The 20,790-nt window shown below is 41.8% G+C and carries 20 protein-coding genes; 8 read left to right on the plus strand and 12 right to left on the minus strand.

Annotated features, from left to right (window positions below; genetic code table 11):
* Positions 1-17: 17 nt before the first annotated feature.
* Positions 18-1,388 carry a branched-chain amino acid transport system II carrier protein gene (brnQ, locus tag QMF37_RS06555; protein WP_078080064.1) on the minus strand — a complete coding sequence of 457 codons (1,371 nt, stop codon included), beginning with the start codon at positions 1,386-1,388 and terminating at the stop codon, positions 18-20.
* A 469-nt stretch (positions 1,389-1,857) separates the two neighbouring features.
* Here brnQ and QMF37_RS06560 point away from each other — a divergent pair, with 469 nt between their 5' ends.
* Positions 1,858-2,223, plus strand: a complete 366-nt coding sequence (locus QMF37_RS06560) for a CidA/LrgA family protein (protein WP_071154119.1) — start codon at positions 1,858-1,860, stop codon at positions 2,221-2,223.
* The gene (locus tag QMF37_RS06565) at positions 2,223-2,912 is read left to right on the plus strand and encodes an LrgB family protein (RefSeq protein WP_283477346.1); all 690 of its coding nucleotides are present in this window, start codon (positions 2,223-2,225) and stop codon (positions 2,910-2,912) included. Before QMF37_RS06560 ends, QMF37_RS06565 begins: the two co-directional genes overlap by 1 nt.
* A gap of 126 nt (positions 2,913-3,038) precedes the next feature.
* On the opposite strand, the gene QMF37_RS06570 is transcribed toward QMF37_RS06565, so the two are convergent.
* Complete coding sequence (locus tag QMF37_RS06570; protein WP_283477347.1) at positions 3,039-4,643, minus strand: ABC transporter permease; 1,605 nt, start codon at positions 4,641-4,643, stop codon at positions 3,039-3,041.
* Positions 4,643-5,554 (minus strand): ABC transporter ATP-binding protein, encoded by a 912-nt coding sequence (locus tag QMF37_RS06575; RefSeq protein ID WP_283477348.1) that lies wholly within the window; start codon positions 5,552-5,554, stop codon positions 4,643-4,645. The genes QMF37_RS06570 and QMF37_RS06575 overlap by 1 nt, the downstream gene beginning before the upstream one ends.
* 377 nt (positions 5,555-5,931) lie before the next feature.
* On the opposite strand from QMF37_RS06575, the gene QMF37_RS06580 reads away from it, so the two are divergent.
* From QMF37_RS06580 to QMF37_RS06600, 5 genes are all read left to right on the plus strand, one after another.
* Entirely contained in the window at positions 5,932-6,780 is an 849-nt protein-coding gene (locus QMF37_RS06580; RefSeq protein ID WP_071154117.1) for a transporter substrate-binding domain-containing protein, read from the plus strand.
* Positions 6,781-7,012: 232 nt separating this feature from the next.
* Positions 7,013-7,711 (plus strand): 5-oxoprolinase subunit PxpB, encoded by a 699-nt coding sequence (pxpB, locus tag QMF37_RS06585; RefSeq protein WP_283477349.1) that lies wholly within the window; start codon positions 7,013-7,015, stop codon positions 7,709-7,711.
* The gene (locus tag QMF37_RS06590) at positions 7,695-8,675 is read left to right on the plus strand and encodes a 5-oxoprolinase subunit C family protein (protein ID WP_283477352.1); all 981 of its coding nucleotides are present in this window, start codon (positions 7,695-7,697) and stop codon (positions 8,673-8,675) included. The genes pxpB and QMF37_RS06590 overlap by 17 nt, the downstream gene beginning before the upstream one ends.
* On the plus strand, positions 8,672-9,442 hold the full coding sequence (locus tag QMF37_RS06595) for a LamB/YcsF family protein (RefSeq protein WP_283477354.1): 771 nt from the start codon (positions 8,672-8,674) through the stop codon (positions 9,440-9,442). The genes QMF37_RS06590 and QMF37_RS06595 overlap by 4 nt, the downstream gene beginning before the upstream one ends.
* Positions 9,443-9,464: 22 nt before the next feature.
* A complete protein-coding gene (locus tag QMF37_RS06600) occupies positions 9,465-10,670 on the plus strand; it encodes an NRAMP family divalent metal transporter (RefSeq protein ID WP_058386636.1) in 1,206 nt (401 codons plus the stop codon).
* Between the two features lie 50 nt (positions 10,671-10,720).
* Here QMF37_RS06600 and QMF37_RS06605 read toward each other — a convergent pair whose 3' ends face one another.
* The 4 genes from QMF37_RS06605 to QMF37_RS06620 form a co-directional block, all read right to left on the minus strand.
* Entirely contained in the window at positions 10,721-11,752 is a 1,032-nt protein-coding gene (locus QMF37_RS06605) for an ABC transporter ATP-binding protein (protein ID WP_071154114.1), read from the minus strand.
* 13 nt (positions 11,753-11,765) lie between these two features.
* Complete coding sequence (gene opp3C, locus QMF37_RS06610; protein ID WP_058386638.1) at positions 11,766-12,824, minus strand: oligopeptide ABC transporter permease; 1,059 nt, start codon at positions 12,822-12,824, stop codon at positions 11,766-11,768.
* A complete protein-coding gene (locus tag QMF37_RS06615) occupies positions 12,821-13,750 on the minus strand; it encodes an ABC transporter permease (protein ID WP_058386639.1) in 930 nt (309 codons plus the stop codon). Before QMF37_RS06615 ends, opp3C begins: the two co-directional genes overlap by 4 nt.
* Before the next feature lie 313 nt (positions 13,751-14,063).
* Positions 14,064-15,704: a peptide ABC transporter substrate-binding protein gene (locus tag QMF37_RS06620; RefSeq protein WP_283477361.1), complete on the minus strand. Its 1,641-nt coding sequence runs from the start codon at positions 15,702-15,704 to the stop codon at positions 14,064-14,066.
* 135 nt (positions 15,705-15,839) lie between these two features.
* Here QMF37_RS06620 and QMF37_RS06625 point away from each other — a divergent pair, with 135 nt between their 5' ends.
* Positions 15,840-16,196 (plus strand): DUF3899 domain-containing protein, encoded by a 357-nt coding sequence (locus tag QMF37_RS06625; protein WP_283477363.1) that lies wholly within the window; start codon positions 15,840-15,842, stop codon positions 16,194-16,196.
* A gap of 172 nt (positions 16,197-16,368) precedes the next feature.
* On the opposite strand, the gene QMF37_RS06630 is transcribed toward QMF37_RS06625, so the two are convergent.
* The 5 genes from QMF37_RS06630 to QMF37_RS06650 form a co-directional block, all read right to left on the minus strand.
* Positions 16,369-16,995, minus strand: coding sequence for an NUDIX hydrolase (locus QMF37_RS06630; protein WP_283477365.1), 627 nt, complete (start codon positions 16,993-16,995; stop codon positions 16,369-16,371).
* Positions 16,996-17,058: 63 nt separating this feature from the next.
* On the minus strand, positions 17,059-17,817 hold the full coding sequence (locus QMF37_RS06635) for an amino acid ABC transporter ATP-binding protein (protein WP_071154109.1): 759 nt from the start codon (positions 17,815-17,817) through the stop codon (positions 17,059-17,061).
* Between the two features lie 67 nt (positions 17,818-17,884).
* Positions 17,885-18,541 carry an amino acid ABC transporter permease gene (locus QMF37_RS06640; protein WP_058386644.1) on the minus strand — a complete coding sequence of 219 codons (657 nt, stop codon included), beginning with the start codon at positions 18,539-18,541 and terminating at the stop codon, positions 17,885-17,887.
* 30 nt (positions 18,542-18,571) lie between these two features.
* The gene (locus QMF37_RS06645; RefSeq protein ID WP_283477368.1) at positions 18,572-19,735 is read right to left on the minus strand and encodes a saccharopine dehydrogenase family protein; all 1,164 of its coding nucleotides are present in this window, start codon (positions 19,733-19,735) and stop codon (positions 18,572-18,574) included.
* An 83-nt stretch (positions 19,736-19,818) separates the two neighbouring features.
* Positions 19,819-20,643 (minus strand): transporter substrate-binding domain-containing protein, encoded by an 825-nt coding sequence (locus tag QMF37_RS06650; RefSeq protein ID WP_283477371.1) that lies wholly within the window; start codon positions 20,641-20,643, stop codon positions 19,819-19,821.
* Positions 20,644-20,790 lie beyond the last annotated feature (147 nt).

The following is a 20,790-nucleotide window of genomic DNA, read 5'->3' on the forward strand; positions in this document are numbered from 1 at the left end:
GCCATTATTGCTTAAAATTATGCGTTATGCTGAGCCGATTGAACTTTTACAGTTTTTTTGGTCCGAGCAATAACCGTTGTGATCGCGATAATGATTAGCGCAGGCAAAAGCCAACCAAGACCGTTACTGTATAATGGCAACGTAGCTGCGTAAAAATCGATAATCGACTGCAACCATGCTGGATTGTCGACTCCGATTGAAGAAGTTAAGGTTTTCAATCCATCAATGACGCTAATAAATAATGTAACAATGATTGTCGATACATAAACCAGTTGCGCATGTCTGAACAACGGCGACAAGAACGCCAGGATGATCAAGACAATCGCTAATGGATACAAGAACATTAACACAGGAATTGAATAGGTAATGATGTTCGCAAGTCCCGCATTGGTCACGACCAATGAAAAGACAGAGAAAATCACAACATACGTCTTGTAACCGATTTTCGGCGTTAATTTGTGGAAAAATTCAGCGTTTGCCACTGTCAAGCCAATCGCTGTTGTTAAACAAGCTAGGATGATGATGACAGCAAGCAACATGGCACCAAAAGTTCCGAAATAATAATCAGAAGCCCCACTGAGTACGGGTCCCCCTGTTTCCATAAGACCTAAAGTAGCTGTACTCGTTGATCCTAAATAAGCAATTCCTGTATAGACAATTGCCAATAAAGCTGATGCAACCACGCCACTTTTCAAGGTAGCCATCAATACGCCTTTAGGCGAATTCACGCCCATTTTGCGAACAGCCGAGATGACAATAATTCCGAACACGAGAGAAGCAAGTGCGTCCATCGTGTTATAGCCTTCTGTAAATCCAGTAAAGAAAGCGTCGCTTTTATAAACCGGCTGTGGTGCTTCTTGGTTGCCCATTGGTTTCACAAAAGCGGCGACCAACAAAACGCCCAATGTCAGCAAAATAGCTGGTGACAAAACTTTTCCGATACTATCAACTATTTTTGTTGGGTTTAATGACACAACAAGTGAAACGCCAAAAAAGATCAATGAGAAGATAAGCAAACCGATCGTTGCGTTTCCTGCTCCAATAAACGGAGCCACTCCAACTTCATACGAAACTGCACCCGTTCTCGGTAACGCGAAGAAAGGTCCAATTGTTAAATACAGCATTGCCGTGAAAATCAGTCCATAAACGGGATGCACACGGCTTGATAAATCCTGCAAATCATTGCTTTTCGAATAGCCAATTGCCAATATTCCAAGTAACGGCAAGCCGACACCAGTAATCAAAAATCCGAAGATTGCAATCCATACGTTTGTTCCTGCATATTGTCCCAGCTGCGCCGGAAAAATTAAGTTTCCTGCTCCGAAGAACAGCGCAAACAACATCATCCCCACTACTGCATAAGACTTAAACGATAACTTACTGTCCATTACTATTTCCTCCTGTAGATTAAAACCATGGTTTCGTCTTTAGTATTTACAATTTCAATATAACACGTTTCTTCTTTTTAAAACGTATACGATATATTGCATAAAATAATAATACAACATTGAGTCCAAAATGCAAGCTTTTCAACGGAAGTTGTTTTTAAATTCCGTCTATTTAGTCAATTTTCATTTTCGGGTTATTCTCCCAATATAGTATCTATACTGTTAAGTGTATAAATAATCAAAAATCATATTTCTCGATGTGGATACACGCGCACCGTAACGCAATAAAAAAAGGTAAATGACTTTAACACTATCCACAAAAAATACAGCTTGGATTCTCGCATCGTTATTTCTGATCTGATTAGACAAACACAGCCTCTACTCTCGCTTTTCAAATGAAATGCTGTAAAATAACTTAATATGGAAAGAACAGGGGTTTTTTATTACTAACCGGAAGGCGGCGTTCTCTTTGAAAATCATCTACATCTTTCTTCAGCTTTTCGCCATCACTGGCTTTTATTTATTAGGTGAAGCAATTCAAGCCCTCTTCAACATTCCGCTGCCTGGCAGTATTATTGGTTTTCTTTTATTGTTTGCTGTTCTTATGCTTAAAATTTTTCCACTAAAATGGATTGATTCAGGTGCACATTTTCTATTGGCTTTTTTACCACTTTATTTTATTCCTGCTACTGTTGGTGTCGTTGAATACGGAGAGCTGTTTTCGGGAAAAGGAATTTTACTAATTCCCATTGTCATGGTTAGTACGTTTCTTACCATCGCGGTATCCGGCTGGGTCAGTCAATATATTGCCGCGCGAAAGGAGCCGTCTTCATAATGGAAGTTAATCTAACTGCTGTTTTCTTTGCCGCCTTGACTATTGCTGTTTATTTTCTTACGAATGTTGTTTATGTGAAATATCAAAAAACGCTATTGAACCCAGTACTTGCTTCTACAGCAATCCTATCGGTTATATTGGTAGTCGGCAACATCCCTTACGATACGTATTTAATAGGTGGTGGCTGGATCGGTACCCTTTTAGGGCCGGCAGTTGTCGCGTTAGCCATTCCTCTTTATAAACAACGCGATTTGCTTTTCAGTAATTTACTCCCTATTTTTTCAGGCATTATTGCAGGGGTGGCAGTTGGCATGACGAGCGGAATATTGTTTACTCAGCTATTCCATTTTTCAGAACAACTGATTTTGACCGTTTTACCAAAATCATTGACGACACCCGTCGCGATGCAAGTGGCAAGCGACCTTGGTGGTATTCCTTCTCTAGCTGCGGTTTTCGTTATGGTTGCAGGGTTTACCGGTTATATTATCGGCCCGTTCTTTTTAAACTGGTTGCATATCGATTCGGCAATCGGTCGCGGCATCGCACTCGGTACTTCCTCACACGGCATGGGCACAGCAAAAGCCTTTGAATACGGTCAGCAAGAAGCTTCGATGAGCTCTGTTGCCATGACCTTAAGTGCTGTACTTGGGGCCTTACTAGGTCCTGTTGCGGCGTTTTTGCTCCTGTAAAACGGCAAAAAGAGGCTGTCTCATAATCCTCTAAAATAAAAAAGACGGAGAAAAAGGGCTGCACTCAAAAGTCGTTTTTCGTGACCTTTTGGGACAGCCCTTTCTTTTATTGCTTTCAATTCGTCGTTATTTCCCAATATCCCTCCGATTAAATCCAATCATGCCAATGACAATGAAACCAAAGGCGACCAAAATCAGTATGGCTGCAGTCAAATAGTCCATCTCCTCAATCGGAAGTTGAGGCACATGACCATAAGGTGTTAATTTTTCTACCCAGTCTGGAAATCGAAACAGGCTGCCCATGTAAACGACGATAAAAGAAAACAGTAAATATAGCCACACCACACCCGTCCATTTAGAAGCCCAACCAAGCAACAGCGAGGCGACCCCGACCATAACAAGAACTGCTGGAAAATAAACCATCGCCGAACTGTAAAACATGGCGAGTGACAGATTTTCTGCCATTACCAAATTTCCTACCAGCCCCATACTAACAGGCGCGATACTCAACATCACAACTGCCGTTAAAATGGCCATCGCTAGGTAACTAGTCATTATGTGGTTTCTGGAAACTGCACGACTCAAAATATGCTCGAGTCGATCGTTCTTTTCTTCTGTTTTCAATTTCAGAATGGCTATTAATACCGGAATGCTTCCTATAATCGCCATAACCGCCATAAGTATTGGAATGAATTGCTCTATCAAAGAAGAGCCCGTTGTCTGAACAATCATTTGTTGCATAATATCAATTTCATTAAAAAACGATTCTAAATCACCGAGAATTGAACCATAAGAAACGCCGATGAGTAGCAAACCTAGCCCCCATACAAGTAAACCGGTTCGCTGAAGCCGAAAAACAAGCCCAAACGAACTGAGAAGTAATTTTGAAGCTCCCTCTTTTCCTGTCCGTGAAGCCAAAAAGCCTGATCCGAGATCTCTGATTGAATTGAGGTACAGAGCTAATCCCATCAATAGCAACGCAACTGTCACGGTTAACCCTATTGGCCACCAATAATTATTGACGTAAGCTTCTGTTCGCAAAATCCAGTTGAGTGGCGACAACCAAGACAAGGTTTCATTTGTCACGTCACCGATAGCGCGAATGATATAGGCTAGCAACAAAACAACAAAAGACAATCCCAATGTCGTTCTAGCGTTTGAAGATAGCTGCGCACAGACAGCTGCCACACCAGCAAATATTAATCCACTCGCGCCCAAAGCAGAACCGTATACTAACGATGCTTCAAACCCCATACTTTCTATACCTAGCATCGTTAACGAAACAGCAGTCAATAGCGCCAATACTACATTGACTCCAATCAACACCAGTAAAATAGACAACAAATTCGATAGTCGGCCTACTGGCAAAGAACGAATCATTTCGATGCGACCATCTTCTTCATCTGTGCGTGTGTGACGAATTACGAGCAAAATGTTCATTAAACCGACCACTATCGCGGTCATTAAAAGCATTTCATGAGCAGTCATAGCTCCGATTGTGTAATCATTAAACCCATACCCTGGTCCCACCATCGCAGTCATGGCAGGATTCCGCATCGTTTCAGCCATCGCCTGCCTTTCTGCATCCGTTTGATACAAGCCAACAAAAGCTAGGGAAACAATGACTGAGACAGCAGCGAACGATGTCAACCAGATAGGTAGACGCAGACGATCGCGACGGAGAATAAAAAGGATTAACGTTGCTGTCCCTTCAAAAAGATGTCGCTTCATTATAATCCGCCCCCTGCTCCTGTCGGTTTACTGGCTCCTTCGTAATGACGCATAAATAGTTGCTCCAAAGTCGGCGGTGAACTTTCGATGCGAATTACGCCGAACTGACTAACGTACCGAATTACATGCTCCATTTCTTGCGTGTCCACGTGGAAAGACCACGCATTTCCTTTCTGCTCAATGCCACTCACGCCTTTAAGTCCTGCCAAATCTTGAATTCGTTCTTTTGTTTCCACTAGCAAAACTGAACCTGTTAAATGGCGAAGCTCGTTTAACGAGCCCGTTTCAATGATTTTTCCTTCACGAATAATCGCGACTTTATCACAAAGCTTTTCGACTTCAGATAGGATGTGACTGGACAATAAAACGCTCTTCCCGTGTGTTTTCGCTTCGATAATGTATTCCTGGAAAACTCGCTCCATTAAAGGATCAAGACCAGAAGTCGGTTCATCTAGTATATACAAATCTACATCTGATGACAGCGCTGCAATCAACGCGACTTTCTGCCGATTTCCTTTAGAATAAGTTCGGCATTTTTTTGTTGGATCTAAGTCGAATTTTTCGATGAGGTCCTGTCGGCGATTCAGGTTGTTACCTCCGCGCAGTTTGACAAACAAATCGATAACTTCTCCTCCTGTTAAGTTAGGCCATAAATTGACGTCGCCAGGAACATAAGCGACACGCTTGTGGATTTCCACCGCATCTTTCCACGAATCCTTACCAAAAATTTCAGTTCGTCCTTCTGTAGCTTTTAAAATACCAAGCAAAATACGCAAGGTTGTAGACTTACCTGATCCATTAGGTCCGATAAACCCGTAAACTTCACCTTTTTCTACTTGAATATTCACTTTGTCCAGCGCTGTAAAATCCCCAAATCTCTTCGTCAAGTCAACTGTTCTTAAAATGGTCATGGAGATCCCTCCTATGTTTGCGTAAAATAATTTAGTCAAAATATCGAGATATTTATAAAAGTAACAGCTGATTCATTCTTAATGGAACTGGTCCGCTAAGCCAGTTGATAGAATTGGTTTTATTCCTATCACCGAGCTTTACAATTTTTGAATTTCACGTGTTCTTTCGCAGCATGTTCTACGTTTACATTAAAGCTTCCGGTCATGTCGGTCAATAACCCTCTCTCATTAAACTGATTTTTCCAACTATTTGTTGTGTGTGATTCTAGATTATTTAACTGCGATTGACACTCTGTTAATTTTAAAATCTGACCATTGCCACTACTCTTCAATAATGCTATGTTTTAATTGCTAAAAAATTATAGGAGGAATAGTAATTGAAAAACTCATCTTTCGGTAAAAAAGTATCCGTAGTTGCTGGTTTAGCCGTATTATCGCTGCTTGCAGCTTGTGGAAATAATGACGATACAGCTTCTGAAGAAAAGGCATCCGCATGGGATGAAATCCAAGACAAAGGTAGCTTAACAGTTGCCACATCAGGTACCTTGTTTCCAACATCCTACCGCGAAGAAGGGTCAGACGAATTAACTGGCTTTGAAGTAGAGGTGGTTCGTGAAATTGGTGAGCGCTTGGAATTGGACATTGAATTCACAGAGCTTGGTTTTGATGAAATGTTAACGTCTGTTCAAACAGGACAAGTCGATCTGGCTTCAAATGATATTGAAATCACAGAAGACCGCGCAGAAAATTTCATCTTCTCTACACCGATTAAATATTCGTACGGAACAGCAATCGTCCGTTCAGAAGATTTATCAGGAATCAAGACATTAGAAGATTTGGAAGGCAAAAAAGCAGCCGGTGCTTCAACTTCTGTCTACATGGAAACTGCACGCGAATATGGCGCTGAAGAAGTCGTCTACGACAACGCGACAAACGAAACGTATTTACGTGACGTCGCCATTGGACGAACAGATGTCATTTTAAATGATTATTACTTGCAAACTTTAGCCATTGCAGCGTTTCCAGAGCTGGATATCGTCATCCATCCAGATCTAAAGTACAGCCCTTCCGAAGTTGGCGTCGTCATGAACAAAGACAACGACGAACTAGCTGAGAACGTCGATCGCGTTATCGAAGAAATGCTAGAAGATGGCACAATCGCCGAAATCTCTGCTGAATTCTTTAACGGTGCCGATGCTACCCAAAAAGTGAATATTGACGAATAAAAGCAAGAAGTCGCGGTCATCTGAGCGGCTTCTTTTTTGTTGTTTATTTATGATTTAAGATGAACTTATTCCAGTTAATGGATATACTGTCCGAATCAGCACAAATACTGTCGAGTTTAGCCGAAATACCGTCCAAATTTGTAAAATACTGTCCAAAAGCGTTCAAATACTGTCCAACCTCCCCTATACTAGAATGAACGAGTAAGAATAATCAGGAAACGAGGAGATCTAGGTGAATATTTCTTTTTCGCCACTCGGCGACCAAGCAATTGTCATCGAGTTTGGCCATGAAATCAATAAACAAACTGAACAAGCGGTTAGGAGAGTATCGACTTTACTAGAAAAGCAAAAACCCGATTGGATGATTGAATTTATTCCTGCGTTCGTAACCGTAACGGTCTTTTATAATCCCATCTTGGCGCTTTACGATAAAGTGAAAATTGAACTAGAAAGACTGCTATCACATCTAGGTGAAGATTTGGCAGTCAAAACCACTACCATTGAAATTCCCGTGTGTTATGGCGGCGAGTTTGGGCCAGATCTTGAATTTGTAGCGCGACATAACAAACTGACTCCACGTGAAGTTATTGATATCCACACTTCCGGCACTTATTCAGTACATATGATTGGTTTTGCACCCGGCTTTCCCTTTATCGGTGGCATGTCTGAAAAAATTGCAGCTCCGAGACGCGATTCTCCGCGTCTCCGCATTCCGGAACGGACAGTGGGCATTGCCGGCATGCAAACGGGCGTCTACCCGATTGAAACTCCTGGTGGGTGGCAATTGATTGGCAGAACGCCGATTCGACTCTTTCTTCCTGAAAACGATGTTCCGAGTTTACTTCGTGCAGGTGACCAAATTGTTTTCAAAGAAATTTCCAAAGAAGACTATGATGCATGGGAGGAAAAGCCAGATGCTGAAAATCCTTAAAAGTGGGTTACAGACTTCCGTTCAAGACTTAGGTAGGACCGGATTTCAGAAATACGGCGTGATTGCTAGCGGCGTCATGGATCCTTTCGCACACCGTCTAGCCAATTTATTAGTCGGTAACGCGGAACAAGCAGCGACCCTTGAAATTACATTAGTGGGACCAACTATTGAATTTACCGAAAATGCGGTCATTGCTCTGTGCGGTGGAGATTTGAGCCCTCAACTAGATGGTGCCCCGGTAACTATGTGGCGGATGCATCCGATCACCAAAGGCAGTACCCTAACGTTTGGTAAGCCTATAATTGGCGCGCGGAGTTATTTAGCAGTAGCTGGTGGCATTAATGTTCCCGAAATAATGAGCAGCAAATCTACGTATCTGCGTGCCGGAATTGGTGGATTTTGTGGACGTGCCTTAAAAAAAGGGGATGAAATTCCGATAGGAAACATAACCCAACAACAATCCCTAGCATTCCAGCATACTAGCGACAATGAGTTCGACTGGCTAGTCCCGCCGGCTCGTTATTTTGAAGAACCCGTTCTTCGAATGATCAAAGGAAAGCAATTTGATTTATTCAATGAAGACAGTAAAAACCGAATTTTTAATGACGTGTTTACCGTTTCTTCGGATTCCGACCGCATGGGTTACCGACTCGAAGGCGCCGGTCTAGCTTTGGAGCATCCCACCGAATTGATTTCAGAGGCGGTGGCTTTTGGTTCTGTACAAGTTCCCGCCGACGGCAATCCGATTGTCCTGCTTGCAGATCGTCAAACAACGGGCGGCTATCCGAAAATTGGACAGATTATCTCTGTCGACTTGCCGCTCATTAGCCAGTTGAAACAAGGGCAACATCTACGCTTTAAAGAGATCTCTTTACTAGATGCGCAACAGCGCTTGGTTGAACAAGAACAATACATTCGGCAAGTCAAAGCCGCAATTCAATTAAAACAGGAGGAATGGACATGACTTTTAAAGTAGATTTAAACTGCGACATGGGTGAAAGTTTTGGCGCTTACCAGATGGGCAATGACGAGGAAATACTTAATTACGTAACATCAGCAAACATCGCTTGTGGATTTCATGCTGGTGACCCTTCAACTATGCGAAAAACCGTTAAACTGGCGCTTGAGAAAAACGTCGGCATGGGGGCTCATCCCGGGCTTCAAGACTTAGTAGGGTTTGGACGTCGCAACATGGCTCTGTCTCCTCAAGAAGCTTACGATTTGGTCGTTTACCAAATCGGTGCTTTATCCGGCTTTGTAAAAGCTGAAGGTGGCCAGTTGCAGCACGTCAAAGCGCACGGTGCTCTTTACAACATGGCGGTTAAAAACGCGTCATTATCTGAAGCGATTGCAGAAGCTGTCTATAAAATCGATCCGGAATTGGTACTGTTCGGACTGTCGGGCAGTGAAATTATTAAAGCTGGAGAAAAAATCGGCTTACGCACTGCGAATGAAGTCTTTTCAGACCGAACTTATCAAATTGACGGCTCGTTAACACCAAGAACTGAGAGCAATGCCTTAATTACCGATCCACAAATCGCCATCAATCAAGTCGTTCGCATGGTCAAAGAAAACAAAGTCGCCACTGTTGAACAAACCGATGTTGCACTTGAAGCAGAGACGATTTGTATACACGGAGACGGCATCAACGCACTTGCTTTTGCCCTTCAGATTTCAAAATCCTTAAAAGAATCGGACATTCATATTGTGAAAATAGGCGACTTTGTTTAAGACAAACTAAGGGGGGATTTTGATGAATAATGTAAAGAAGATGAAGAATACGAATCGTAGCGTTTTGCTTGGTGCGGCTTTCTTAATGGCCACTTCCGCGATTGGACCTGGCTTTCTAACACAAACAACCGTTTTCACCGAAACCTTATTGGCTTCTTTCGGATTTGTTATTTTAATTTCCATCATTATTGATATTGGTGCACAAACGAATATTTGGCGCATCATTGCCGTGTCTGGAAAACGCGCTCAAGATATTGCCAATGATGTCTTACCAGGCCTTGGCTATTTTCTGGCTTTACTAGTAGTGATGGGTGGACTAGCCTTTAATATTGGGAACATCGGTGGAGCTGGACTCGGCACAAACGTGTTATTTGGAATCGATCCGAAAACCGGCGCCATTTTAAGTGGTGTGCTCGCCATCGGTATTTTTGTCGTAAAAGAAGCCGGACGAGCAATGGACCGCTTCGCGCAAGTTCTCGGCTTTGTTATGATCGGGTTAACCGTTTATGTGATGATCACTGCACAACCGCCGATCGGTGAAGCCATTACGAAAACATTTATTCCAGATACGATTGATATCTTTGCGATTGTTACGTTGGTCGGTGGAACAGTTGGTGGATACATCACTTTCGCCGGTGGACATCGTTTAGTGGACGCAGGATTGACTGGTAAAGAAGCATTGCCCGAAGTCACGAGAAGCTCAATTTACGCCATTGCTATTGCCTCACTTATGCGCATCATTCTGTTTCTAGCAGTTCTCGGTGTTGTTTCTCAAGGACTTTCATTGGATCCGTCTAATCCACCCGCTTCGGTTTTCCAGTTAGCAGCGGGGAATGTCGGCTATAAAATGTTTGGAATTGTGATGTGGGCTGCAGCTGTCACTTCCGTTGTAGGAGCAGCTTACACTTCGGTATCATTTATTCGGACATTCAGTCCACTTCTTGAAAAATATCATCGTGCATTAACCATCAGTTTTATCCTTATTTCTACACTTGTTTTCGTCATTATTGGTAAGCCTGTAGTCATATTGGTTCTGGTCGGGTCTGTAAATGGATTGATTTTACCCATTGCACTCGGCGTTATGCTAATTGCTGCGCATAAAGTCAAAATCGTTGGTGACTATAAACATCCTTTATGGATGACCATTTTTGGACTCATCATTGTGGTAGCCATGTCTTGGATGGGTGTTTACACCTTAATGAACGGCATTCCCGCCTTGTTCAAATAAAATATAAAAAAACCAGTAAGGCCAACTTCGGCTTTACTGGTTTTTTGCATTTAAGATGAAGAATGTCCTGCTTCTACAAATTCAGAGCGATCAGATGATGTGGTAACCCGTGAGTCCTGAAGCCAGCAAGCCACAGAATGCCCTGTTTCAGATACCGTATCTTGCGGTGTATACGTATGGCATACCGTCATTGTATGCGGGCACCTTGCCGCAAACGCACAGCCTTCTCCTAGTGTTGCCAGATTAGGTGGCGACCCGGCAATCGGCAGTAACGGCTGCTCACGATCTTCAGTTAACTTCGGCATGGATTGCAACAGTCCGAGCGTATACGGATGCTGCGGATTGTAGAAAATTTCATCCACCGTCCCTTGCTCAACAATTTTGCCGCCATACATAACAGCTACGCGATCTGCCATATTGGCGACTACACCCAAGTCATGTGTGATTAAAATAATGGCCGTATCCGTTTTCTTTTGCAGATCTTTCATCAATTCAAGAATTTGTGCTTGAATTGTTACATCGAGCGCAGTTGTCGGTTCATCCGCGATCAATACTTTCGGATTACAGGCAAGTGCCAGCGCAATGACCACACGCTGCCTCATTCCTCCAGAAAACTGATGCGGGTAATTATCCAGCCGTTTTTCCGCTTGCGGAATTCCAACTAGCTTTAGCATATCCAGCGCACGTTCACGGGCACGAGCTTTTGTTAGTCGCTCATGACGCTGAACACCTTCCATAATTTGTTTACCGACTTTCATCGTTGGGTTTAGTGAAGTCATGGGATCTTGAAAGACCATCGAAATTTCCGAGCCACGCAAGTTGGTAATTTGGCTTTTCGACATCTTCAACAAACTTTCACCATTATAAACAATGTCGCCTTTTGTCACTTCGGTAGTAGCTGTTGGCAACAACTGCATAATCGATTTGGCGGTTACGGATTTCCCCGAACCCGATTCTCCTACAATCGCTAATGTTTCCCCTTTTTTCAACTCGAAGTTTACACCTCGTACAGCTGTCAGTTTACCGGTTTGGGTTTTAAACGCTACATGTAAATTATCAACCGTCAAAATAGTATTGCTCATGATGGGCCCTCCCCTACTTTCTCATTTTCGGATCTAATGCATCACGCAGTCCATCACCAAGCAGATTGAAAGAAATCATAATAATGCTGATCACTAACGCCGGGAAAATCAATTTATAAGGAAAATAACGCATCGATTTATAGCCGTCTTCAATCAATACACCAAGCGACGCCAGTGGTGCCTGCAAGCCAAGACCGATAAAGCTTAAGAATGCTTCAAAGAAAATAGCAGTCGGAATGGTGAACATCACGGTAACAATAATTGGACCCATCACGTTCGGCAACAAATGCTTTGAGATCAAACGCGGATTTGAAGCGCCCAGTGTTCGCGAAGCCAAAACAAATTCCTGCCCTTTTAATTGCAGCACTTGGCCACGAACCACACGTGCCATTCCAACCCAGCCAGTGATGACCATCGCCAAAATAATAGAGGTAATGCCCGGTTCTAGCACCAAGATAAAGAGAATGATGACAATCAAGTTTGGAATCCCCATGAGAATTTCGATAATGCGCTGCATCACATTATCAATGCGTCCTCCGTAAAAAGAAGAAATACCGCCATAAATGACGCCAATCACTAAATCCAAAAAGGCTGCCACTAATGCTATAAACAGCGAGATTTGTGTCCCTTTCCAAACGCGTGTCCACAAATCTCGACCAAATTCATCTGTTCCAAACCAATAATTAATCTGGACATCACGTTCGGCATATTGATCGACACCTTGGGAATTCTGACCGTTAAATCCAAGCCATTCCAAGCCTTGCACTTTCGGCGGCATATTGGAATGCACTAAGTTTTGTTCGCGATAGGAAAAGTCATTCATTCCAGGTCCGATTAGCGCTAAAACAATTAGTAATACAAGCATGATCAATGAAATCATTGCACCTTTGTTTTTAATAAGACGCTGAAAAGCTTCTTTCCAAAAAGATACTGACGGTGTACCAATTTCTTCACTTTTTCGTTGATCCAGTGGTGCTTTGACAAATAAGTCTGACGGAATTTCATCATAAGCATACTGGTTTTGCACCTGCAAATCTTGATGTGAGGGGATTTTCGAAGGTTTTTTTGTCATGCTGAATCCCCCTTGTAATTGATGCGTGGATCTAAGAAACTATAAATAATGTCGACCACAAAGACCACAAAAATAAACAGCGCACTGTAGAAAATAGTGATTCCCATAATGACGCTATAATCCAATACCAAAATCGATAACGTAAACTGCTCACCAAGTCCCGGTACAGCGAATATTTTTTCAATAACCAAGGTACCTGTCATAATCGATACGGCAAGCGGTCCAAGCATCGTCACAACCGGAATCAGCGCGTTGCGGATAACGTGCTTGACGATAACTTGTTGTTCTTTCAAGCCTTTCGCTCTGGCAGTAATAATGTAATCCTGACCGATAACTTCCAGCATTTCACTGCGGATAAACCGAGCGACAGTTGCAGTAACCGTTACCGATAAAGCAATCGACGGTAACAGTGTACTGGAATATCCTTCCCACAAGGCAACCGGTAGCCATTCCAATTTCACACCAACATAATACTGCAGCAACGCCGCAAAAACGAATGACGGTATCGACATCCCCAATACAGCCAAGGTCACGGAACCATAATCCAAAATAGAATTATGTTTTAAGGCTGAAACGATTCCGAGAACCAGTCCAACAATTGCACCAAAAATTAATGCTTGTAAGCCAATAAATGCCGATGGACCAATCCGATCGCTGATCATACTCGTCACCGTTCGTCCTTCGTGTTGGAACGAATAACCCAAATCACCTTGAAGTAAGTTTCCAATATACTGTATGTATTGAATGGCGACAGGTTGATCCAATCCATACTTGGCATTTAAAATCGCTAATTGGCTATCCGTTAACTTTTCCGGATTAGTAAACGGTGTACCGGGTAACAGCTGCATCAAGAAAAAAGTCGCTGTCACAATAATGAACAACGTAAGAAGCATAAAGCCAATCCGCTGCAATAAATAACGTTTCATAAGAACACCTCAGTTCTATAATGTGAAAGAAAAGCGCAAGCACCCATGTAGCTCTGCCGGGCATAAGACGCTCTGGCGAAGTGGCGTGTTTTCAGCCGCACAGCTAGAGGGGCTTATGACCCAAAGAGCTGGGTGCTGGAGCTAGACAAGAAAAGCGCAAGCACCCGTGTAGCTCTGCCGGGCATAAGACGCTCTGGCGAAGTGGCAAAGGCGGTAATAACGCCGAAATGCTAAGCAATCTTAGAGCCATTAAAAATACGAGGATGTCCCGTTAATCGGCTACACCCTCGTATCTATAAGCTGCAAACCTGTTTTATTCTTCGATCGTCACCCATTTATAAGAGAATGAAGCTCCCGTTGGATGCACCAATAGATTTTTGATTTTGCTTCTCATTAAGACAGCAGCACCTTCTTGATAAAGTGGTACGATCGCTGCGTCTTCTTCTAATAGAATTTTCTCAGTATCTAATAGCATTTGGTAACGTTTTTCAAGGTCCGTTTCCGTTCTTGCTGCTGCTACTAGTTTTTCCAATTCAGGATTTGAATAATCCATACGGTTAGCCGATCCACCTTCTAACCACATATCCAAATAAGTCATCGGATCGCTATAATCTGGGCCCCATGAAGATAGAGACAAATCGTATTCAATGGCTTTTTCGATTTCCAAACGCTGAGCGAATGGCACTGCTTTGATATCCAATTTAAGTCCTGGAAGATTGTCTTCCAACTGGGCTTGAATGTACTCAGCTACTTTTTTATGGTCTTCTGAATCGGCAATGTTAATCGAGATAGCTACTTCTGTTGCTCCTGTTTCTTCTAACCCTTTTGTCCAAAGCTTCTGAGCTTCTTCTACTGCTCCTGTATTGAAATCTCCATTCAAGTCACGGAAATCTTCACCCGATGGTGACTTGAAAAAGCCTTTTGGAACCACGCCATTTAATGCAGTAGAACCGTTTTTCAAAATAACATCTGTTAAGCTCGCTTTATCAATCGCCATATTTACTGCCTGACGAATGTTTTTATTGCCGAGTACTGGATGATTATGATTAAAGCGAAGGAAAATAATTTCCGGCTCTAAAATCGTGTCAAAGTTCGCGTCGTCTTTGTTTTGATCAACTGCCTCTGAACTCAAGACAATACGATCCACTTTGTTCGTTTCGTATAAGTTAATACCTGCTGCAGGGTCTTTGACAACATAAGCGTTGACTGCATCAAGTTTAACCGTGTCTGCGTCCCAGTAGTCTGCGTTCTTTTCGTATTTCCACCCTTGTTCATGCGTCCAGTCAACTAATGTGAATGGTCCATTGAAAAGGATATTCTCTGCTTCTAGTGCATATTGATCGCCTTGCTCTTCAACAAATTTTTGATTTTGCGGCAAGAATGTTGGGAACGTCATTAGTGACTGGAACAACGGGTTCGCTGCTTCTAATGTAACTTCCAATGTTTTCTCGTCAATTGCTTTAACTCCTAATTCTTCCGCATCCATTTCTTCATTCATGATGGCTTCAGCATTTTTGATTCCAGCTGTTACGAACATGAAGTTATACGGGCTTGCATCTTTCATAACGCGTTTCCAAGCATATTCAAAATCTTGAGCGGTAACCGGATCACCGTTACTCCAATTAGAATCGCGCAAAGTAAACGTATGAACGCTTTGATCCTCGTTCTCTGTGTGATCTGTTACTAACGCTTCAATTGGTTCATTGTTTTCATCTTGACGATAAAGACCTTCATTAACGTTATTCAATACAGTAAAGGCGATTCCATCGTGTGCTTTTGTAGAATCTAAGGTAGGAATGTCTGCTGTGGTCGAAATATTAAGTACTTGTTTAGCTTCTCCTTCTGTTGCATTTTCTTCTTTCGAACTTTCCGAAGAATTGAAATTACACCCCGATAAGAATAAAACAAATGCAATCAGAATCATGAAAATTTGCGCGTTTCTCGTTCTCCCCATTTTCCTACCCCCATTTTTTTGATAATTCTATTTAATCATAATTGTTATTGCATAAATAGGCAACAAGATGTTTAAATTTTCAAAAATATAAATTACGTGGTAATGTTTAGATATGAAAAGAAAGGATCAATACCTATGAATTTCAAAGCTATTTTATTGCTAACGTCATTGAGCATATCAATGCTGTTATCTTTTTTTCTGTATAAAAGTTGGTCTCTCATTAACTGGGCCAATGCTTTGTTTTTGGTTGGACTGCTATTAATTATGATCTATTCGATGATGATTTTAATCGAAGGTCAGTTTTTCACAGCTTTCTTAACGAGTACTCGAAACTTTTTTGCAAAAATAAATAAAAAAGATCAGGTGATTCAAGAAAGCGAAAAACGCTCTCTCATTCCTGTCACTTATCGCAGAGAATTCCCGAACCGAAAATCTTTTTTGCAAATTGGTTTGTTTTTTTGTATTGGCAGTCTGTTGGTTTCCTTCTTTTAATCTCCATGCAAAATCGATGGAGAAAGCGTGTCCGGTCGTATCGGAGAGTTCAACATTATCGGCAACGATTCAATAAAACAGGCGGAGAAAAAGAAGTTCTTTTTCTCCGCCTGTTTTATTTTAGAAGCCTATGAGACAGCCCCATTTTACGGCACAAAAATTTTGTTGGGAACTATTTTTTTAATGCTAGACCTATCTGCTTTATAACCTTCTTCAAATAATCCTGACTGTGCGGAACTAAATCTTTTAAGCCAATCTGCTTCTTAAATCTGCTACTTTTACCCGCAACTGTGACAAATCCTTCGACCTCTACTTCTTCCTTCTTACCCATAACTAATTCAGCCAGTTCTTCAAATTCCACCTTCGCTATGCCAGAAACTTCTTCTGCCTGCAACTCAAACGTAGCGTCATTGTTGTCTTGCTTCCGGTAAAAAAAGCAGTGACAGCGCTCATTGTCGGTAAAGTTCAGCAGGTTTATTTGATCTTTGATCATTCCAAGAGAAGTTAGTTCTGCAAAATCGACTTTGAGTCCAAGTTCTTCCTGAACTTCTCGAACGCCGTCTCGAACCGCTTCGTCCGCCATTAAATGACCCGCTGCCGTAATATCGAATAATCCTGGAAAGTCTTGCTTATCTTTACTACGCAACTGCAAGTAAACGATATCTTTATTATTCTCACGACCTACCACCCAGCAGTGAAAAGTTTCATGCCAATACCCTTTTTCATGCACGGTCTGGCGTGTAGCAACTCCTTGTGCAATTCCATTCTCATCGTAAATACGTATTTTTTCATTTTCCATTTTCATGCTCCCTTTTCTTCATTGTACAATAAAAAACCCGGCCATCTATCGGGCCGGGTTGGTTTAGTTCGCGACAATCGCTTCCACTTTCGATAGAAACTGTTTGGTTCGATCTTCTTTTGGATTTTCAAAAATCTGTTTGGAAGTACCTTGTTCTATAATCAGCCCTTCATCCATGAACACGACGCGGTCGGCAACTTCTTTTGCAAAATTCATTTCGTGCGTCACGATGACCAAGGTCATGCCTTCTTCTGCTAAACTTTTAATAACCAATAGCACTTCACGTACGAGTTCCGGATCGAGTGCTGAAGTTGGTTCATCGAAAAGCATCACTAAAGGATCTAACGCAAGAGAGCGAGCAATCGCTACACGCTGTTGCTGTCCACCTGACAATTGTGCTGGGTAATGATCAGCCCGATCAGCTAACCCGACTTTGGCAAGCAGTTCAATAGCAATCGCTTTGGCTTCTTCAGGACTTTTGCCATGTATAGCAATCGGACCTTCCATAATATTTTCAATCGCTGTTTTATGAGGAAACAGATTAAATGATTGAAAAACAAAGCCTGTTTTCTTACGCAATTCCCTAATTACTTTTTTGCGGTGACGATCAATTTTGCCTCCCGCGTTTACTTTGTATTCGCCAACTTGAATAAGCCCTTCTGTTGGCTCTTCTAAAAAATTCAAGCATCGCAACAAAGTCGATTTCCCTGATCCACTGGGTCCCATAATGACGACCACTTCGCTTTTATCAATGGTTAAATCGATTCCTTTGAGCACTTCGTTAGCTCCAAATTTTTTGACCAGTCCAGTAACTTTTATCATATGCCGATCAATCTCCTTTTATCCCGTCTTTCCCATTAACAGTGAGCAGACTTTGTGCAACCACATGTTATCTGACCAAGTATTTGGATGATCGAATTTCCAAACGATCCAATAATTTCGTGAAAAATGAGATCAATATCCAGTAAATCGCTGCAGCTACTAAATAAATGGTCAGTGGCTCGAATGTTTTCGCTATGATCAAGCTCGACATCTGCAACAATTCTGTCACCGTAATAACAGACACTAACGACGTATCTTTGATTAAAACAATAAACGAATTGGATAATGTCGGAATCGCAATCCGCAAGCTCTGCGGCAGGATAATTCGCTTTAATGCTTGAGAATAGGTCATTCCCATTGACATAGAAGCTTCCATTTGCCCGTTGTCCACTGCCAAAATAGACGCTCTAAATGACTCTGATAAATAAGCGCCTGCATTTAAACTAAGCGCTAAAATACCGGATGAAATCGGATCTAAGGCGATACCAACTTGAGGCAATCCATAATAAATAACGAAAATTTGTACCAATAACGGGGTTCCACGCATTAAAGACACATAAACATTCGCAATTTCGTTTACTACTTTTACTTTTAAAATACGAATAATGGCCGTCAAGAAGCCGATAACTAACGCAATCAGAATTGAAATAGCTGCGAGAAAAATCGTCATTCCTGTCGCTTTGAGCAACGATGGCAATGAATCAATCACAATTGTAAAATCCATAAATCCTCCCATTAGACAAGAAGTAACACGCTATTCCTTTTCAACGAAAGTTTCTTCTTTATACTCAATCTCAATGCCTAATTGGCTCAATTCAGTTAAAAAAGGATGGAATCGTTCCTGAACGATTAAACCTTCGATTGGAATAACGCCTGTCTCTGTTATTTTTTTAGTGGTAATCCATTGTGAAATGAGTAACGCTGGAATAGCAGTCGTTTTAGCCATCGATGTTATTTTCCGTTCGTGATCGTATAAATCAATCATTTCCCACGTATGTTTTGTTGAAACTCCGTGCTTGATGCCGCTTACTTCTACTCTTAAAACAGTAATATCTTCAATTGAATGGCCTGACATTTTTGGTATCAAAACTTTCTGAGCGAATAATTTTGGACTGATGACTGTATCTTCAACAGCAACTGGCGTTTCATCCAGAAATCCGAGTTCACTTAATACCCTCATTTTGTCCCAATGCCCAGGGTACCGAACAGTTCGCTCTACTAGGTTTTCTACTTTTCCTTGAAGCATAAAGGCCGTACTGTGGGCGTCTGTAATGACTGTTTCACATAAACCCACTGGCTCAGAAAAAGTCATTTCTACCAAGTCGGATAGCGGAGCCAATTCCACAATTTTTCCGTTTCGAATGATCGTTGCTGGTTTTGTATAAAGTCCAAGTAGACTTTCTAAACGGTAGACGACCTGATACCCTAAAGGCGGATCCGGGTATCTCGGAATTCCGCCACAGGCTAGCATTGCTTCTTGTGCTTCGTCCAATAGTTCAATTCCTTGTGCCGCCAAGAAATTGGTGATGCCGGGTGCGACTCCGCAACCTGGGACGATTAAAACCCCTGCTTGCTGTGCTTGTTCATGCAACGCCAATTTTTCTGGAAAATGAGATCCCACCAAATCAACTAAATGACATTTTGAAGAAATGGCTGCCTTTATTGCGGGCAAGCTTAACGAGTGAGGAAGGCAGCCAATCGCCAGGTCAGCACCTTTTAGCACTTCAGCAATATCGGCTTCTGTTGCTAATGCGGCTACTTTACCAATTACTTGCGGATCGTTAGCGATAGCTAGACATTTGTCGATGCTTGCTTGGTTAATATCAACAGCTGTGATGGTTTTTACACCAGCATACTTAGCCAATTCTGTTACTACTGTTGTGCCAATCATGCCTGTCCCTAAAACGAAGATATGCATTTCTCCACCCCTCACTTATGGCGCTTATACAAAAAATATCAAAATTTGTGACAAAGAAATTGTTCCAGACAATCAATGAACGTTTAGTTTTCTAACGGTTCTGTTCCAAACCATTTTTTATAAATTTCATCGTATGTCCCATCTTCTTTCATTTCACTTAAAGCGGCATTGGCTTTTTCGATAAAGTCTTCGTTGCCTTTGTTAACGGCCATGCCGATTTCGTCTTTGTTTAAAATATCGCTTGAAATTTTAATCGGAAGATTTTGTTCTTTAATGTTGTAGCTAATCAGTAATTGATCATTGATGATGACATCTAGACGCTTATTCGTTAAATCTTGAATGTAATCGCCTACAGCTTTGTACAATTTCACGTCAGCGCCTTCTACACTATTCGCCACGTCTTCAAAAGTTGTTCCACCACCAACGCCTACTTTTTTTCCTTTGATGTCTTCAAGCTTTGTAATATCATTTGTGTCTTCACGTGTAATTAGCACTGATCCTGAAATTACATAAGGGTCGGTAAAGTCGACACTCTTTTTTCGCTCTTCTGTCACCGTCATTTGGCTAATGATGATATCGAATTTATCCGCTTTTAGTCCACCGATCAAACCGTCCCATTTGGTTGCGATAAAGTTAGCTTTTACACCGAGACGTTCTGCAATCTCATTAGAGATATCAACGTCAAATCCTTGGAATTCATCTTTATCATCGATGAAATTAAAAGGTGGATACGTACCTTCAAATGCTACATTTAATTCTTTAGATTCTTCCATTCGTTCCAGCACTCCGCCAGATTTTCCTTCTGTTCCACTTTCAGGAGCAGATTTTGACGTGTCTTCAGTCCCACATGCTGCTAAAAAGCCAAAAATAAATAAGAAAATAATAGCACTGATCGTCGTTTTTTTCATTTTCATTCCTCCATCTTCAAATTGGCTGTCTCTGTTGATTAGTACATAAACGAGAAGATTAAAGCACGTGCGGTGACAAAACCTGTATACGCATAATTACCCGTAACAATCGCCCTGTTTACTTCCATATTTTAGAAACGATTGTCC

Source organism: Planococcus sp. S3-L1 (genome assembly GCF_030063085.1).
Lineage (GTDB): Bacteria > Bacillota > Bacilli > Bacillales_A > Planococcaceae > Planococcus > Planococcus kocurii.

What these genes read in the sequence shown, in the direction of transcription:
- QMF37_RS06600 (WP_058386636.1), top strand. Translation starts at nt 9,465, where the DNA reads ATGAATAATGTAAAGAAGATGAAGAATACGAATCGTAGCGTTTTGCTT.
- QMF37_RS06605 (WP_071154114.1), bottom strand. Translation starts at nt 11,752, where the DNA reads ATGAGCAATACTATTTTGACGGTTGATAATTTACATGTAGCGTTTAAA.
- QMF37_RS06625 (WP_283477363.1), top strand. Translation starts at nt 15,840, where the DNA reads ATGAATTTCAAAGCTATTTTATTGCTAACGTCATTGAGCATATCAATG.
- opp3C (WP_058386638.1), bottom strand. Translation starts at nt 12,824, where the DNA reads ATGACAAAAAAACCTTCGAAAATCCCCTCACATCAAGATTTGCAGGTG.
- QMF37_RS06575 (WP_283477348.1), bottom strand. Translation starts at nt 5,554, where the DNA reads ATGACCATTTTAAGAACAGTTGACTTGACGAAGAGATTTGGGGATTTT.
- QMF37_RS06565 (WP_283477346.1), top strand. Translation starts at nt 2,223, where the DNA reads ATGGAAGTTAATCTAACTGCTGTTTTCTTTGCCGCCTTGACTATTGCT.
- QMF37_RS06640 (WP_058386644.1), bottom strand. Translation starts at nt 18,541, where the DNA reads ATGGATTTTACAATTGTGATTGATTCATTGCCATCGTTGCTCAAAGCG.
- QMF37_RS06595 (WP_283477354.1), top strand. Translation starts at nt 8,672, where the DNA reads ATGACTTTTAAAGTAGATTTAAACTGCGACATGGGTGAAAGTTTTGGC.
- QMF37_RS06635 (WP_071154109.1), bottom strand. Translation starts at nt 17,817, where the DNA reads ATGATAAAAGTTACTGGACTGGTCAAAAAATTTGGAGCTAACGAAGTG.
- QMF37_RS06590 (WP_283477352.1), top strand. Translation starts at nt 7,695, where the DNA reads ATGCTGAAAATCCTTAAAAGTGGGTTACAGACTTCCGTTCAAGACTTA.
- QMF37_RS06650 (WP_283477371.1), bottom strand. Translation starts at nt 20,643, where the DNA reads ATGAAAAAAACGACGATCAGTGCTATTATTTTCTTATTTATTTTTGGC.
- brnQ (WP_078080064.1), bottom strand. Translation starts at nt 1,388, where the DNA reads ATGGACAGTAAGTTATCGTTTAAGTCTTATGCAGTAGTGGGGATGATG.
- QMF37_RS06620 (WP_283477361.1), bottom strand. Translation starts at nt 15,704, where the DNA reads ATGGGGAGAACGAGAAACGCGCAAATTTTCATGATTCTGATTGCATTT.
- QMF37_RS06615 (WP_058386639.1), bottom strand. Translation starts at nt 13,750, where the DNA reads ATGAAACGTTATTTATTGCAGCGGATTGGCTTTATGCTTCTTACGTTG.
- QMF37_RS06645 (WP_283477368.1), bottom strand. Translation starts at nt 19,735, where the DNA reads ATGCATATCTTCGTTTTAGGGACAGGCATGATTGGCACAACAGTAGTA.
- QMF37_RS06630 (WP_283477365.1), bottom strand. Translation starts at nt 16,995, where the DNA reads ATGGAAAATGAAAAAATACGTATTTACGATGAGAATGGAATTGCACAA.
- QMF37_RS06570 (WP_283477347.1), bottom strand. Translation starts at nt 4,643, where the DNA reads ATGAAGCGACATCTTTTTGAAGGGACAGCAACGTTAATCCTTTTTATT.